The organism is Teredinibacter haidensis (assembly GCF_014211975.1).
Taxonomy (GTDB): domain Bacteria; phylum Pseudomonadota; class Gammaproteobacteria; order Pseudomonadales; family Cellvibrionaceae; genus Teredinibacter; species Teredinibacter haidensis.
Window position 1 is genome coordinate 4,166,406 of sequence record NZ_CP060084.1, and the last position, 13,987, is coordinate 4,180,392.

Annotated in this window: 9 protein-coding genes; 4 read left to right on the plus strand and 5 right to left on the minus strand. The window is 47.0% G+C overall.

Features of this window, described 5'->3' with window-relative positions:
- Nucleotides 1-4: 4 nt before the first annotated feature.
- Both H5715_RS16940 and H5715_RS16945 read right to left on the minus strand, forming a co-directional pair.
- Nucleotides 5-832: a hypothetical protein gene (locus H5715_RS16940; protein ID WP_075186284.1), complete on the minus strand. Its 828-nt coding sequence runs from the start codon at nucleotides 830-832 to the stop codon at nucleotides 5-7.
- Nucleotides 829-7,950: a hybrid non-ribosomal peptide synthetase/type I polyketide synthase gene (locus H5715_RS16945; RefSeq protein WP_075186283.1), complete on the minus strand. Its 7,122-nt coding sequence runs from the start codon at nucleotides 7,948-7,950 to the stop codon at nucleotides 829-831. The genes H5715_RS16940 and H5715_RS16945 overlap by 4 nt, the downstream gene beginning before the upstream one ends.
- A gap of 237 nt (nucleotides 7,951-8,187) precedes the next feature.
- Between H5715_RS16945 and H5715_RS16950 the strand changes: the two genes are divergently transcribed.
- Nucleotides 8,188-9,189, plus strand: a complete 1,002-nt coding sequence (locus H5715_RS16950; protein ID WP_075186282.1) for an SMP-30/gluconolactonase/LRE family protein — start codon at nucleotides 8,188-8,190, stop codon at nucleotides 9,187-9,189.
- A 7-nt stretch (nucleotides 9,190-9,196) separates the two neighbouring features.
- Here H5715_RS16950 and H5715_RS16955 read toward each other — a convergent pair whose 3' ends face one another.
- The 3 genes from H5715_RS16955 to H5715_RS16965 all read right to left on the minus strand — a co-directional run bounded on the left by H5715_RS16955 (nucleotide 9,197) and on the right by H5715_RS16965 (nucleotide 12,090).
- Nucleotides 9,197-10,135 carry a type 2 periplasmic-binding domain-containing protein gene (locus H5715_RS16955; RefSeq protein ID WP_075186281.1) on the minus strand — a complete coding sequence of 313 codons (939 nt, stop codon included), beginning with the start codon at nucleotides 10,133-10,135 and terminating at the stop codon, nucleotides 9,197-9,199.
- Nucleotides 10,136-10,263: 128 nt separating this feature from the next.
- Entirely contained in the window at nucleotides 10,264-11,763 is a 1,500-nt protein-coding gene (locus tag H5715_RS16960; protein ID WP_075186280.1) for a YifB family Mg chelatase-like AAA ATPase, read from the minus strand.
- 78 nt (nucleotides 11,764-11,841) lie between these two features.
- Nucleotides 11,842-12,090: an accessory factor UbiK family protein gene (locus H5715_RS16965; protein WP_075186279.1), complete on the minus strand. Its 249-nt coding sequence runs from the start codon at nucleotides 12,088-12,090 to the stop codon at nucleotides 11,842-11,844.
- Between the two features lie 334 nt (nucleotides 12,091-12,424).
- On the opposite strand from H5715_RS16965, the gene H5715_RS16970 reads away from it, so the two are divergent.
- The 3 genes from H5715_RS16970 to H5715_RS16980 are packed head-to-tail and all read left to right on the plus strand — an operon-like array spanning nucleotide 12,425 to nucleotide 13,980.
- Complete coding sequence (locus H5715_RS16970) at nucleotides 12,425-13,306, plus strand: urease accessory protein UreD (RefSeq protein ID WP_075186278.1); 882 nt, start codon at nucleotides 12,425-12,427, stop codon at nucleotides 13,304-13,306.
- Nucleotides 13,307-13,360: 54 nt separating this feature from the next.
- Complete coding sequence (ureA, locus tag H5715_RS16975; RefSeq protein ID WP_075186277.1) at nucleotides 13,361-13,663, plus strand: urease subunit gamma; 303 nt, start codon at nucleotides 13,361-13,363, stop codon at nucleotides 13,661-13,663.
- Nucleotides 13,664-13,674: 11 nt separating this feature from the next.
- Nucleotides 13,675-13,980: an urease subunit beta gene (locus tag H5715_RS16980; protein ID WP_075186276.1), complete on the plus strand. Its 306-nt coding sequence runs from the start codon at nucleotides 13,675-13,677 to the stop codon at nucleotides 13,978-13,980.
- The last annotated feature ends 7 nt before the right edge of the window (nucleotides 13,981-13,987 follow it).

Genomic DNA, 13,987 nt, shown 5'->3' on the forward strand with positions numbered 1-13,987 from the left:
GTTTTTAACAGAAACTTTCTTGAAGCCAAGCTGTAATTCTGTCAATTACCTGTTTGCGTGCCTTTCCTCTGGAAAATGTGTGATCAAAGTAAGGGTACATTTGTACTTGAAGTAAGTCTTTGGTGTCTAAAGGGGCTAAAACGTCTTTTAGTTGATTTTGATAGTTGCAATAATATTCAACTCCCCGGGTAAAGACGTATAGCATTCGAACGCTTCTTTCCAGAAGCGATGAGAAATCGAGGCAAAGTTTTTCTTTAGAGGGAAATGCGCGAGCTAAAGCTTCAGATTTTTGATCAAATACGCCTTTGTGCTCGGTGCAACAACGTTTTTTAAACAATTTCAATATTTTTTCCTTTATAAAACGGGGGGAGGAAAATCTGTTACTGTAATACTTTATTGAATACTTGTAATTTTTAGGGCAATAGCCATCAAGATTAACGGTTCCGATTACTCGAGAATCCAGAGTGGCTACTCTGTGGGAATTGTCGGCACCGGAACATAGCCCCATTAATACGAATTTATTCTGATGATAAGCGCCAGACAAGTAATCCATGGTTTCACTAAGATCTGCTATAGATGCTGGTGAGGAGTCCGGTAGTAGGCGCATTTTACTGTCGCCTATGCCGGAAATATCCATGCGTAGAACGATATAGTCTAACGACTGAAGCTTGCGCGCCAAATCTACACTCAACCGAAATGGGCCTACCTTGTGGAGCAGGCCAGAGTTGAGAATAATAACAATAGGTAGCGTCGGTGCGCTGAGGGCTTGAGGCTCAGAAATAACACCCGTCAGCGCTGATTTTTTGCCAAAGAAAATAGCTTTTTCTCTCATGTTGTTACCCCTTCAATAAGGGAGGATATCTTTAGGATCATCTCGCTGGGTAGAATCGCATTTTGAAATTGTTGGAAATCATACCAGTCTACATTTTCCTTCAGCAAATGATATTCTGCTGTTGGGAATCGGGATTTTAGGCTGGACAGAAAAAATAAAAATTCGTCATCGTCGTGGGAAGAGGTAATGGCGATATTTCGGCAGTACTGAAATATCGCATTCATTAACTGGCTGCTTTCAATTTCTTTTTGTATTTCTTCGGTATAGTAAAATCCCAAAATCTCGTTATTATCGGCGCCGAGCTGCTCATCGGAGGGGTAGGGGTAGGTTCTTTTTTCTTCGATAAGTGCTTTTTGGTTCATTTTTTTAAGGGATGTGAGATATTTTGAACCGCAAATTACGGGGTTCCACAGAACTAGAGTCTCAACAGCTAAACCATTGTCTATCGCCTTGGCTGCAAGTACGGAACCAAAGCGTAGAGAGACAATAGAGATTTTTGATAGGCCGCTCATAATTCTGAGCTGCTCTGCTGCGCGTGAAATATCTTTTGCCCACCTATCGACATTCCAATCCTCTTGGCCTCCCAAGGAATCACCTGTACCATAGTAGTCGAACTTAAAGACGGGAATACCTTTAGCGATAAGTTGGTTAGCAAGTAGCCGGAACGCCCAATGGGATTTCATATATTCCTGCCCAATGGGGTAACAAAACAGAACGCCCGTGTCGGAAATTATTTCTTTTGGTGTATGACAAATACCATAAAGTTCATTATTGTTTCCGAAGTATATAGGTGAAGTTCCCGGCTTTTGTTTTTTCTCTTGATATCCACCGGATTTTGGATTGGGTTGAATATCTGGTAGCACTATACCCTGTTTCCGCAATATCTCTCCCAGTGTTACGGTGTTTTCTTCGTTTGCGATTTTTTCGTAAATACCTCGGAGCAAAAATTGCCATTGAGATATTTCTTCCAACGAAAAAATGTCTGAGTTGTGCTGAAACTCCAGTACTGTGTCGTTGTTTCTACTAACGACCGCGTTAATAAAAATATCGAAGCTTTCAAAATGTCGCGGACTAATATCGTAACTCGCCTCGATGTTATGAAAGGGGAATTGTTCGACGTCCATTTTTGGGCTGTAATTCATGCAAATTTGAATAAAGGGCTCGGTAGTTTCCAGTTTTTCACTTGTAAGGTGTTGAAATGGAAGGTCAAAGTTATCAACGGCTTCAGTAATGGCATTCTTAAGTGAATTTGAAAAGTCGTTTAAAGCTAAGCCGGGGTCAAGTTGGCTGAGTATGGGCATATAGTGTAAGCAATTTCCAACTAGGTCACGCTGGTGAGTGATTGCCTGGCCTGCTGTAGGCATTCCAATAACGAGCTTCCTTTGGCCGGTAAGACCATATACCAATAGTTTTAGTCCTGCGAGCAATAGGGTGTAGTAGCTGCAATTAAGCTGAGCCGCCTTTTTGTTAAGTGATTCGGCTATCTCTTTATTAAGGCATAGATCTTTTCGGGTACCGTTAAACGTTCTGTGTTGTATCGTATTGGTCCTCTGTGGGTAAACAATGGCCTCAATTGATTCTCGAAACCTCTCTTTCCAGTAGCTTCGCGAAGAGGCACTGGCTGATGATGTCTGTTCTTCCAGATATTTTTGAAAAGACTTAGACTCTGCGAGCTGGGGGCGTTCGCCCGTAACTTCGGCGCTATAAAGTGCTCCCAAATCTTTCACCAATACATCTAACGACCAACCGTCACAGATGGCGAGATGCGTCGTCATAATTAGTTTGTAATCCCCTTCTGATAACTTGATAGCGGTGGCGCGTAATAACGGGGCTCGATGAAGATTAAATTCCTGACTAAATTCGGTTTTCTGTACCTGACGAAGGCGTTCGGCTTTGTCGCCGTCGGGCAAGCGCGATAAGTCATGTTGTGCTAGGGGTTGCGGCATGGGTGTTGTGGTGCGTAGACGATCGCCGAATTCGGTATAGCTCATGCGCAGGGCATCGTGCCTTAATACCAACTGATTTAAAGCGTATTCCATGTTGTCGATCGAAAAGGTCTCGCCTTTTAGGTTGATAGTAATGGATTCGTTGAAAGAACAGGAAGCGCTGTACCCGTAACGGCCGATGAGTTCGAAGATTTCCCTCTGGAAGCTGGAAGTTGGAATTCCTTCGATATTAGTCGGCTTAGGGTTGGCGTTGGTTGGGTCCGTTAATGATTTATTTTCTTCAACGGATTCGGACTGGTTTCTTTCAATGCGCTCACACAGTTTTTCAATACTAGAGTATTCACTGGCAAGCTGTTTAAAACTGAGACCTACGTTGAAATCACTTTTCAATTTGAATGCGATTTGAGTAAGGAATAATGAGTCGAGTCCCAGCTCGGAAAAGCTAAGAGATTGGTCCATATCATCGCCAAATTCGACGCCGGAAATTTCCTCAAGAATATGGATCAGTTTTTTATCAACACTTAGGGGTATTGTGATAGATGGGCTGTCCGTACTCTCTATGTTTGCGTGAGCGGTGATAGGTTTTTGGTTCGATACTTCTTCATTAGCACGCGTATAAATATTGTATAACGGCTCTAACCAATAGCGCTTTCTTGCAAAAGGGTAAGTAGGTAGCGGGATTCTTTTACGTTGCTGCGAACCCCAAAAGGCAGGTCGATCAATGGATATGCCTTTTAACCAGAGCTGACCCATTGCCTGTAGTATCGCTTGCCACTCACGATTGTCTTTTTCTGTATCGGCAAGTGATGGAATTGCTGTTTTTTCACCGGGGATTGTTATTTGTTGCTTCGCCATGGTTGTGGCAACGGAGCGCGGACCGACTTCCAGAAGCAGGCGCTTTGGTTGTTCCCAAATTTTTCCGATAGCTTCGCAGAACCGTACAGGAGAGCAAAGCTGTCGACCCCAGTACAGAGGGTCGGTAATTTCGTCCTTAGTGATCCAGTTCCCCGTCGCTGTTGATACAAAGGGAATTTTAGGGGGGTTGCGTTGAGCCGAAGAAATTAGCTCGCAAAGCGGTTGGGATGCGGGTTCCATCATTGTCGAATGGAACGCTCTGGAGACATGTAATGCGGTACTATCTATGTTGTTTTCTTGTAGTGTTTTTTTCAGTTTGTCAATAAGCTCATGGGGCCCGGAGGCAACGGAAAGCGCAGGGCCGTTTGATGCCGCAAGACAAATGCCGGGAAACAGGTGTTGTTCCAGCTCTGCTGCTGGCAACCTGACGGAGAGCATTCCCCCTTCCTGCTGTTCACTCATTAAACGAGCACGCTCAGAGACAATATGCAGTCCATCTTCTAGAGTGAACACTCCGGAGAGAACCGCACAAACATACTCGCCAATGCTATGGCCTACCATCATATCGGGGTATACACCCCAGGAGTTCCACAGTTTTGCCAAGGCATATTCAATGGTAAACAGTGCTGGTTGCTGGTAACGAGTATCGGTCAATTTCGTTCGCGCTTTAGCGGTATCGCGGTCTTCAGGATAGAGTACGGTGCGCAAATCACAGTGAAGGTGAGGCGTCAAAATTTCTGCACAGTGGTTTACTGTTTCTCTAAACACGGACTCTTCTTGATAAAAGTTCAAGCCCATATTGACATAGTGTGATCCCTGTCCAGGAAAGACAAAAACTAATTCCGGTGCCTTCGCCTGTAGTAAATGTCGGTTAATTTTTCCGGGTTGTTTAAGCCGGGATATCAGCGCTTCATTTGTTGGTCCGACCAAGAATTGACGGTGATTAAAATCTGCTCGACCGTTATGTAAGGTAAAGGCTATATCGGCTATTTTTGTTTCCGGGTGCTTTTCTAAAAAAGTGGCCAGATTGACGCAACTCTGGTTTAGTGCTTCTTCAGTCTTTGCCGAGAGCATCAGTAGTTGTTCTGGCCTGGATGGGCCAGAGTCCTGTGTGTTGGGGGCTTCTTCAAGTATGGCGTGACCATTGGTTCCACCGAAACCAAATGAGCTGGCCGCCGCAAGCCGTTTGTACTTGGCTCTTGGCCACTCTAGTAATTTGTCGACGACGTAAAATGGACTGTTTTTGAAATCTATTTTTGGGTTGGCTTTGGTGTAGTGAAGTGTTGCAGGAATCTTTTCGTGCTTTAAAGATAGCGCTACTTTTATAACTGCGGCTGCTCCTGCAGCAATAGTGGGGTGTCCGAGATTGCTTTTAATCGAGCCCAGACCGCAAAATTGTTTTGCTTCAGTGTCTCGCCTATAAATTTGCGTTAGAGCTTCTACTTCAATGGGATCGCCAATTGGGGTTCCGGTGCCGTGAGTCTCGATATAGGATATTTCGGATGGCGACACGCCCGCGCGGGCGAGGGCCATGGCGATAACTTTTTTTTGGCCTTCGATACTCGGTGCAAGGTAGCTGATTTTATTGGCGCCATCATTATTTAACGCAGTGCTTTTAATGCTCGCGTAAATGGTATCTCCATCACGTAAGGCATCGTTTAGACGTTTTAACACCACAATTCCAGCGCTATCGCTAAACAGGGTTCCGGCCGCCTCGGCATCAAAGGGGCGGCAGTGGCCATCGGGTGAGAATACACCACCTTCTTCAAAGAGCTGCCCGCTGTATTGGGGTGTTTGCAGTGAAATTCCGCCAGCGAGAGCCATATCAGTCTGGCCTGTTGTGAGGCTGAAACAGGCGTTGTCTATTGCTGTCATGGCTGTGGAGCAAGCGGTGTGCACGCTGACTGCCGGGCCAGTTAAATTAAGTTTGTTGGCCACGCGTGTGGCGATATGGTCTTTTTCGTTGCCCACCATTACCGAAAACGGGCCGACCATTTTCACAATATCGGTATGCTGCATAACGTTGAGAGGGTAGTAGTGGTTGTTGCCAATACCGGCGTAGACGCCAATAAGTCCGTCGAATTTTTCGGAGGTATAACCGCTGTTTTCCAGAGCGGCCCACGCGAGTTCGAGAAACACTCTTTGTTGCGGGTCAATGGTTTTTGCTTCGGTGGGATTAATACCGAAGAAAGCGGCGTCGAATTTGTCCCCATCGGGAATAATACCGCGAGCAAAAACGTAGTTTTTGTCGTCAGTTAGGCTGGGATCGAGTCCTGGACCAAGTTGCTCTTTTGTGAAAAAAGTGACGGTCTCTTTTCCTGCGCAAAGGTTTTCCCAGAGCTCATCGGTATTGTAAGCGCCGGGAAAGCGCCCGCTCATACCGATAATGGCTATCTCGTTCTCGCCTCTTTTTTTGGCAGAAAGAGTCTGCTTCAGGCTAGCCGATCGTTCGAAAATTTTATCGATTTCAATATTGTTATCTGCGCTGCCTTCAAGGCGCAATGCTAATGACCGAACCGTTGGATGTTGAAAAAGTTTTACTAAGGGGAGCGTGATATTTTCCTGATCGTTTAACTCGGTCACCACCATCATAGAAAGCAGAGAGTTTCCGCCGATATCAAAAAAATTATCGTCGACGCCTACTTTGTCCATATTCAGCAGGTTTTTCCATATGGAACACAATATTTTCTCAAGTTTGGTGCCCGGCGCTATGTACGGCTGGTTGAGATCGGGGCGGGAAATGGTTCCCTGTGGCAGAGCCTTTCGGTCGGTTTTTCCATTCGGCATTAGCGGCATGTTCTCGATCAAGATGAAGGCCGCGGGTATCATATAGTCCGGTAATCTAGAGGCCAAAAATTGTCTCAGTTCGGGGATAGAAAACTTTTTTTGTTTGTCGACTACGAGATAGGAAAGAAGGCGTTTTTCACCCAAGGAGTCATTACTGGGAATGACGGTCGCGGTTCGTATGGCCTCATGCTTTAACAGTTCTGCTTCAATCTCACCCAGCTCAATGCGTAGGCCGCGAATTTTAACCTGGAAATCGATTCGACCCAGGTACTCTATATTGCCATCCGGCAAAAAGCGGCCGAGATCACCAGTTTTGTAAAGCTTGGCGTTTGCTTCGGTTGAAAATGGGTTGTCGATAAATTTTTCTTCCGTGAGTGTTGGTCGTTTCCAATAACCATCGGATAAACCAATACCGCCAATGTGTAGCTCTCCTTCCTCTCCTCCGGCAACGGGGTTGAGGTTTTCATCCAAGCAGTACATTTGAATATTGCTGATAGGCTTACCAATTGGCACAAGTGTCGAAATATCGCCCGGCTTACACTCCCAGTAGGTTACATCTACAGCCGCTTCGGTAGGTCCATATAAGTTATGTAAGCGTGCATGCATGGCGTTAAAAAAACGCTTTGTTAATTCGTGCGGAAGCGCTTCGCCACTGCAGAAGACTTCTTTCAATGAAGTTATACGATTGAGTCCTGGCGTACTGAGAAATAGGCTCAGCATTGAGGGTACGAAATGCAGGACAGTAATATTTTGTTTTTCAATAATATCGATAAGGTACTGCGGGTCTTTATGCCCGCCAGCATTGGCCATTACCAATTTGGCACCGACGATAAGCGGCCAAAAAAACTCCCAGACAGAAACATCAAAACTCATGGGTGTTTTTTGCAGGATCCTGTCGCTTTCGGAAATATTGTATTCAACCTGCATCCATATCAAACGATTAATAATTGCGCGATGAGAAATCATGGCCCCTTTGGGTTTTCCGGTGGAACCGGAGGTGTAAATCATATAGGCGAGATCGGTGGGCCGGCTGTTTATTGTTGGATTTGTGCCTGGTTGTCGTGAGAATGTTTCAGTTGAGTTACCCAAAAGGAGGGCATGAATTGTTAAATCTGGAATTAAGCTCTCGTACTTGCTTTCGGTAACCATGATTGAAATGCAAGAATCGGTTGCCATAAAGACTAGGCGGCTAATTGGGTAGTCTGGATCGAAGGGAACGTAGGCCCCGCCAGATTTTAAAATTCCGAGTAAACCAACCACCATTTCGATCGATCGATCGATACAAATACCGACCAGTGAGTTTTTTGTTACACCGAGTTGTATGAGTTCGTGTGCTAATTTATTAGCTTTGGTGTTTAGTTCACCATAGGTTAATGTTGCATTGTTGTGAATAACGGCAGTGGCGTTTGGCGCCCGCGCGGCTTGGCGTTCAATCAGATGGTGTAAGGAAAAGTCATACCGGGCCTGAGCCAAAGTGGTATGCCATTGGTTTGAAGTTTCGGCGGACAGTGTTTCTCTTAGCGTTTTCACGATCAGCAATTCCTTCCTAGAGATGCTTCCCTACGTTAAATATAGAATATTTTTGGTGTGGGAGCGTGAGGGTATCGAAGGATATTGTTTGAACACCCATCTGATTATTTTTTTGTTTCTCCATAGTTTCGCGCCGATTATGAATAAATGCGTTATACAAGCAGTATTACCCAATGCGTTGGTGCTGGCGTGTGTTTAATCAAATAGTTTCCAGTAATCTGAATAACATAGATCTATATGAAACCATTACAATATTTTTTAAATAAATATAAATACAAAAGTATGCATGTTGCTTTGATGCTTTTGTTTGTGTTTGGCGGATTACTGTTGTGGGCGTCGATGCGTTCATTTTGCTATCGTGTTGCATTTTGTGAATTTCACAGTCTTAAAAATGAATGGCTGGAGCCCGGTTCAAAACTTACTCGCTTGGATACCGGTGAGATATTTGAAGCGGATGGACCGGTTTGGAATAACGATAACAGTGTTTATTTTCGTGCGGGTTCAGATGCATCTTTGTATCAATACCGTATTCGGGAAAATCTTGTCGAGCGAATGGATGGTGGTGGAAGCGGATTAAGGGGCCTTTTGATGCGGGGAGAAGATATCTTGGCCTGTAATTCAAAAGTGGGGCAGATTGTGCGGATAGATCAGTTGGGTAAAAGTGTGGGCGAGGTCAGCACGGGTTTTCTATCGCAGCGATTTAATCAGCCCAATGATATGGTCGCAGACCAGCATGGAGGCATATATTTTACCGACCCCTCCTGGAGTGCAGTTGATGTGCGCGCACAGCGTGCTAAAGGGGTTTACTACATCAATGGGGCTGGCCAAACAAGCTTGCTTATTCACGATATGGACAAGCCAAATGGTATTGCTCTTTCACCGGAGGGTAAAACGCTTTACGTGGGGGATATGGGGAGTGACGAACTTAGACAATACGCTGTGTTGGCGCCGGGAAAGCTAGGTGAGTTTCGTCGCTTTGCCGAGTTTTCCGGCTTAGATCGCTCGAGTGTGCAGCCCGATGGTATGCGCACGGACAGCGCGGGAAACCTATACGTCGCAACCCGGCGTGCTGTCGAGGTTTTTAATTCTGCGGGGGATTTTCTGGGCATGATCGATATTCCAGCCAGACCCTACCATATAGCTTTTTATGGATCGGAGAATAATACCCTGTTTATTGCCGCTGATCGCGGTATCTACTCCATCCCGCTGAAGGTGAACGGCGCCATTGCTCATGATTAATCGGGCCTTATTCGCTATCAGGTCGGAGGGAGGGTTTTATCAGCTTGGGCGTTTTACTGGAGCCTTCCGCAGAGACTTTGGTATTTTCCAATGTGATAAGTTGCAAGCCCGGCTGATTAATCTGCTCCAGGATATGGGAAAAGTGCAGCTGAAAGAGCGATTCATAGCTGCCATCGGACTTGGCTTTTCTCAGCCCGCTTTCCAGGCGCTCTGCCAGCTGGGGATTATTCCCGGTTACAAAAATGAAGATCGATAAAGGGTAATAGAGAATGATGTTGGGAGCTATGGTGAGATCTGGAATAACGTGGGTTACGGTATCCAGAGTCCCCGCCGCTTCATTCGCGCCCATGGGGATATAGTCGAATCGCTTTTTATTCAGCATGGCGAAAAGGCTGTTAATCTCGAGTGATTCAATCACCTTTAATTGATTATTTCGCATTATCTCAACATCTGGCCAGCGTATACCCTGGCCAGCGGTTAGTGCTGCAAGTTGTTCTTTGCTTTGAATTTGTGCGAATTTATCTAAGTCCTGTTTGCGAATGACCAGCTGGCGATAACCTAAAAAGCCCTCAATAATCGGTTCTTTGACTCGAATAAAGGTATTAGTATTTTCCAGCGTTACGGAGTAGTAGGGTGCGATATGTATATTGTAGGTATCAGCCCTTGCTGATTCGATTCTTTCCCGCTCAAAATTTAGGGCTTTTTGGTAGGTGCGTAATTGGAAGGGGCCATAGCCTTCGCGGCTCTTCTCCAGCGCCAGCCAGACGACGGCTTGGTCGAAAGCATGTCGTCCTTTGGTGCCCCCCATCCACATAGTATAGAGGGGCACAGCTTCTGGGGGACTGGTCTTGTCTGCACCGTAGGTATTGAAGGTAACGGTAAAAGGTAGCAGAAAAAATAAAAGCCGTTTCAATATATCCACACGAATAGATGATTGTTGCGCCAAACTGCTATGGTTCTAGCCTGCCTGCATTTTGGAGCGCGATACTATCAAAGATAGCACCCTATTTTAGAAATGTTAGGCATTTGGTTCGTTCTGGCAACGACTCAATAATGCACGCTCGAACTCTGCGACTAGGTTTTGGCCCTGTCCAGATTCCGATATCCCAAAGCTTCGGAGATGCTGGCTACGCCCAGGGCTTCCGCCCCGGCCATATCTGCCAGAGTTCGAGCTACTCGCAGGATGCGATCGTAGGCGCGGGCCGAGAGGTGGAGCTGAGAAAGGGCGGTTGCGAGCAGTTGCTGCTCCTGCTTGCCCAAAGCACAGTATTTTGCCAGCTCCTTACCCTTCAAATTTGCGTTCAACTTGTCTTGTCTTTGCATTTGCCGCTGTCTGGTTTGCTTTACGCGCGCGCGGATAGACTCGCTGTTTTCGCCCTCTGGCTTTTGTTGCAGCTGATCGATAGGGATAGCGCCGACCGGGATATGGAGGTCGATTCGATCGAGCAAGGGGCCGGAAATCTTATCGGAGTAGCGGGAAATCTGCTGGGGAGTGCAGCGGCATCGGTCGGTGCCGTCGTTGTGGAATCCGCAGGGGCAGGGGTTCATGGCCGCAATCAACTGAAAGCTGGCTGGGTATTCCACTTGAGCGCTGGCACGGGAAATACAGATATGGCCACTTTCGAGGGGTTCTCTGAGCACTTCCAGCACCTGCCGGGGAAATTCCGGCAATTCATCCAGAAATAGTACGCCCTTATGGGCGAGCGAGATCTCACCGGGCCGGGGATTACTGCCACCGCCAACCAAGGCAACGGCAGAGGACGTATGGTGGGGCGAACGGAACGGGCGTATGCGCCAATCGCCGTTAAGTTTTTGATTGGCTACCGATTTTACCGCCGCGATTTCCAGCGCTTCCCGTTCCTCTAGCGCCGGCATGATACTGGGTAGGCGTGACGCCAGCATGGATTTTCCGGTCCCCGGAGGGCCGTAAAACAATAAATTGTGGCCACCGCTGGCGGCGACCTCTAGTGCTCTACGAGCCTGAGGTTGCCCCTTAACTTCGGACATATCCATCGGGTAATGTATGTCCAGTTGCTCTGGCGCGATCGGAGGCGCGAGCTTTTCACGCCCATGTAAATGCGCGCATACCCGAAGCAGGTTGGTTGCGGTGAGAATGGGCGTATCTTGACAGATAGCGAGTTCGGCAGCGTTCGCTTCAGGGCCTATCAGGGTGCGGTTGGCATGGCCACACGCTATGGCCGTGGGTAAGCTGCCGCGCACGCGGCGCAGGTTGCCTGAAAGCGCCAGCTCGCCAATAAATTCGTACTGGTTTAGTTGGTCTTGCGGTATTTGCTCGGATGCGGCAAGAATACCCAGGGCGATGGCTAAATCGTAGCGGCCGCCCTCTTTCGGCAGATCGGCAGGGGCCAAATTGACGGTAATCCGCCGCTGGGGGAATTCAAAGTGGCTGTTCATCAGGGCGCTACGAACCCGGTCTTTACTTTCTTTAACCGCGGCTTCGGGCAAGCCGACAATGGTGAAGCCAGGTAAGCCGTTGGAAAGGTGGGTTTCTACGGTTACCAGTGGGGAATCGATACCCAGTTGGGCACGGGTGTAGATGACAGCGAGAGACATAGACGTCCTTGTTATAGTTGTGGCGCAAAATCCTTCTCGCCATTTTATGTGTTGTTAGGTGATCACGTCGGTAGATGGTCAGAGCTGAGGCTTTTGTTCGTTTTCCAACTCAGCCAATTTGAGTTCCAAAGCGTCCAGCTTTTCTCTGGTGCGCAGTAAAACAGCCTGCTGAGCGTCGAACTCGTCGCGGGTCACTAGGTTTAATTTACGTAAAGCTGATTCAATGATGGCGCGCAATTGAGAGGATGCTTCCATCGAGCCGGAGGAAAAACCACTCACTTTTTCATTGAACTCGGAGAAAAGCTGTTTAGCGAGTTGATCAATCATAACTCTGTTGTACCTTGAACGTGGAGGTACACATAATAAACCAAATCCGGAAGTAAAGCAGTTGTACAGGTTTTGTCCTACGTTGGTGCTTAAGCTTGCTCCATCTTGGTTAGTCTTATCGTGGGGAGGCATAAAAATCACTTTTGGACTGCTAGGGGAAAATCGTAATGGCTTGCCAGGCAAGGATATTGCACTTAGATCACTCTATTGGCGTAAAGCCAGTTAAGCGACCAATTAAGTTGAGATTATCGCACTATAGTGGGGCGATAATTTTTTTCGTGTACTCTATTGGGGCTTGTCCGTATAAAACCATAACTCGAAATCGAATAATTTTATGCCTCAGACTTTGCCCTTCCATCAAAATGTACCGTCTACAGTATCGCGGGAATGGCGGGCGAAGATAGAGCTTGGTTTGTCTCCCCGGGCTGGCCGAACCCGGTTGGTCCGTTCCGTTCATAAAGGGCCTCTTCGGGTTCAGCGGCCGTTTTATCCCGAGCCAACGGATTGTTGTCACGTTTATCTATTACACCCACCCGGTGGCCTGGTGATTGGTGATCAGCTGAATATTGCTATCGACCTGGAAGAAAACGCTAACGCGTTAATTACCACACCATCGGCGGGGAAAATTTATGGTGCTAAGGGCTCAGCAGTTGAGCAGTGCCAGAGTGTGGTACTGCGCATTGCCAGTGGCGCTACACTAGAATGGTTGCCGCAGGAAACTATCGTATTCGATTCGTCCAATGGTCGATTGAGTACGCGGGTGGAGTTGGAAGGCAGTGCACAATACGCGGGCTGGGATATTGTTCGCCTTGGGCGCGCGGCCAGTGGGGAAACATTTAAAACTGGTGAGTGTCGGCAAAATCTGGAAATTTGGCAAGACGAAAAGCCGCTGTTTATAGAGCGCAATCGGATTGTCGCAGGCGGCGATATACAGCAATCTATTTTTGGCCTGCAAAACAAAAATACCTTCGGTACTTTTCTGGTAACGGCTTCGCTTACACGAGACACTATTGACGGCTTAATCGAACAGCTGCTGGTGCTCGATAGCAAGGCTGCGGAATCCTGGGGCCTAACACAAAAGCAGCAGGTGTTTATTGCACGTTATCTTGGCGATGATGTCGCTCTGTGTAGAAAAGGTTTTGAGTTGATATGGAAGAGCATCAGGCCAATCTTTAATGGTCGGGAGGCGACGGCCCCCAGAATTTGGAATACATAGCGCTATGCGCCCCGACATGAAATAGTGAAAACAATAACGTGAGAGGAATCCACAATGGAACTCAGTCCACGCGAAAAAGATAAATTACTCATATTCACCGCATCACTTTTAGCCGAAAGGAGGAAAGCGAAAGGCATAAAATTAAATTATCCTGAATCCATCGCTTTAATCTCTGCCGAAATTATGGAAGGCGCTCGTGAAGGGAGGACAGTTGCAGAGCTGATGAGTTACGGACGAACAATTTTAACGCGCGATGACGTAATGGATGGTATTCCGGAAATGATTCACGATGTTCAAGTGGAAGCCACTTTTCCTGATGGAACCAAACTCGTTACTGTGCACGAGCCCATCGTATAAGGAGTAGCAATATGATACCCGGCGAATACGATATTAAAGCAGGTGAAATTGAACTGAATGCAGGGCGTAATACCGTCATCCTAAAAGTGGCGAATAGCGGCGACCGTCCTATACAGGTGGGTTCGCACTACCATTTTTATGAAACGAATCCCGCACTTGATTTCGATAGGGGTAAAGCGAAGGGTTTTCGTTTAAATATTGCTGCGGGCACAGCGGTGCGTTTTGAACCGGGCCAGGATCGCGAAGTGGAACTGGTGGAAATTGCCGGGGACAAAAAGGTGTACGGTTTTCGTGGCGATATTATGGGTAGCCTGTAAAACAATT

What these genes read in the sequence shown, in the direction of transcription:
- ureA (WP_075186277.1), top strand. Translation starts at nt 13,361, where the DNA reads ATGGAACTCAGTCCACGCGAAAAAGATAAATTACTCATATTCACCGCA.
- H5715_RS16980 (WP_075186276.1), top strand. Translation starts at nt 13,675, where the DNA reads ATGATACCCGGCGAATACGATATTAAAGCAGGTGAAATTGAACTGAAT.
- H5715_RS16965 (WP_075186279.1), bottom strand. Translation starts at nt 12,090, where the DNA reads ATGATTGATCAACTCGCTAAACAGCTTTTCTCCGAGTTCAATGAAAAA.
- H5715_RS16940 (WP_075186284.1), bottom strand. Translation starts at nt 832, where the DNA reads ATGAGAGAAAAAGCTATTTTCTTTGGCAAAAAATCAGCGCTGACGGGT.
- H5715_RS16950 (WP_075186282.1), top strand. Translation starts at nt 8,188, where the DNA reads ATGAAACCATTACAATATTTTTTAAATAAATATAAATACAAAAGTATG.
- H5715_RS16960 (WP_075186280.1), bottom strand. Translation starts at nt 11,763, where the DNA reads ATGTCTCTCGCTGTCATCTACACCCGTGCCCAACTGGGTATCGATTCC.
- H5715_RS16970 (WP_075186278.1), top strand. Translation starts at nt 12,425, where the DNA reads ATGCCTCAGACTTTGCCCTTCCATCAAAATGTACCGTCTACAGTATCG.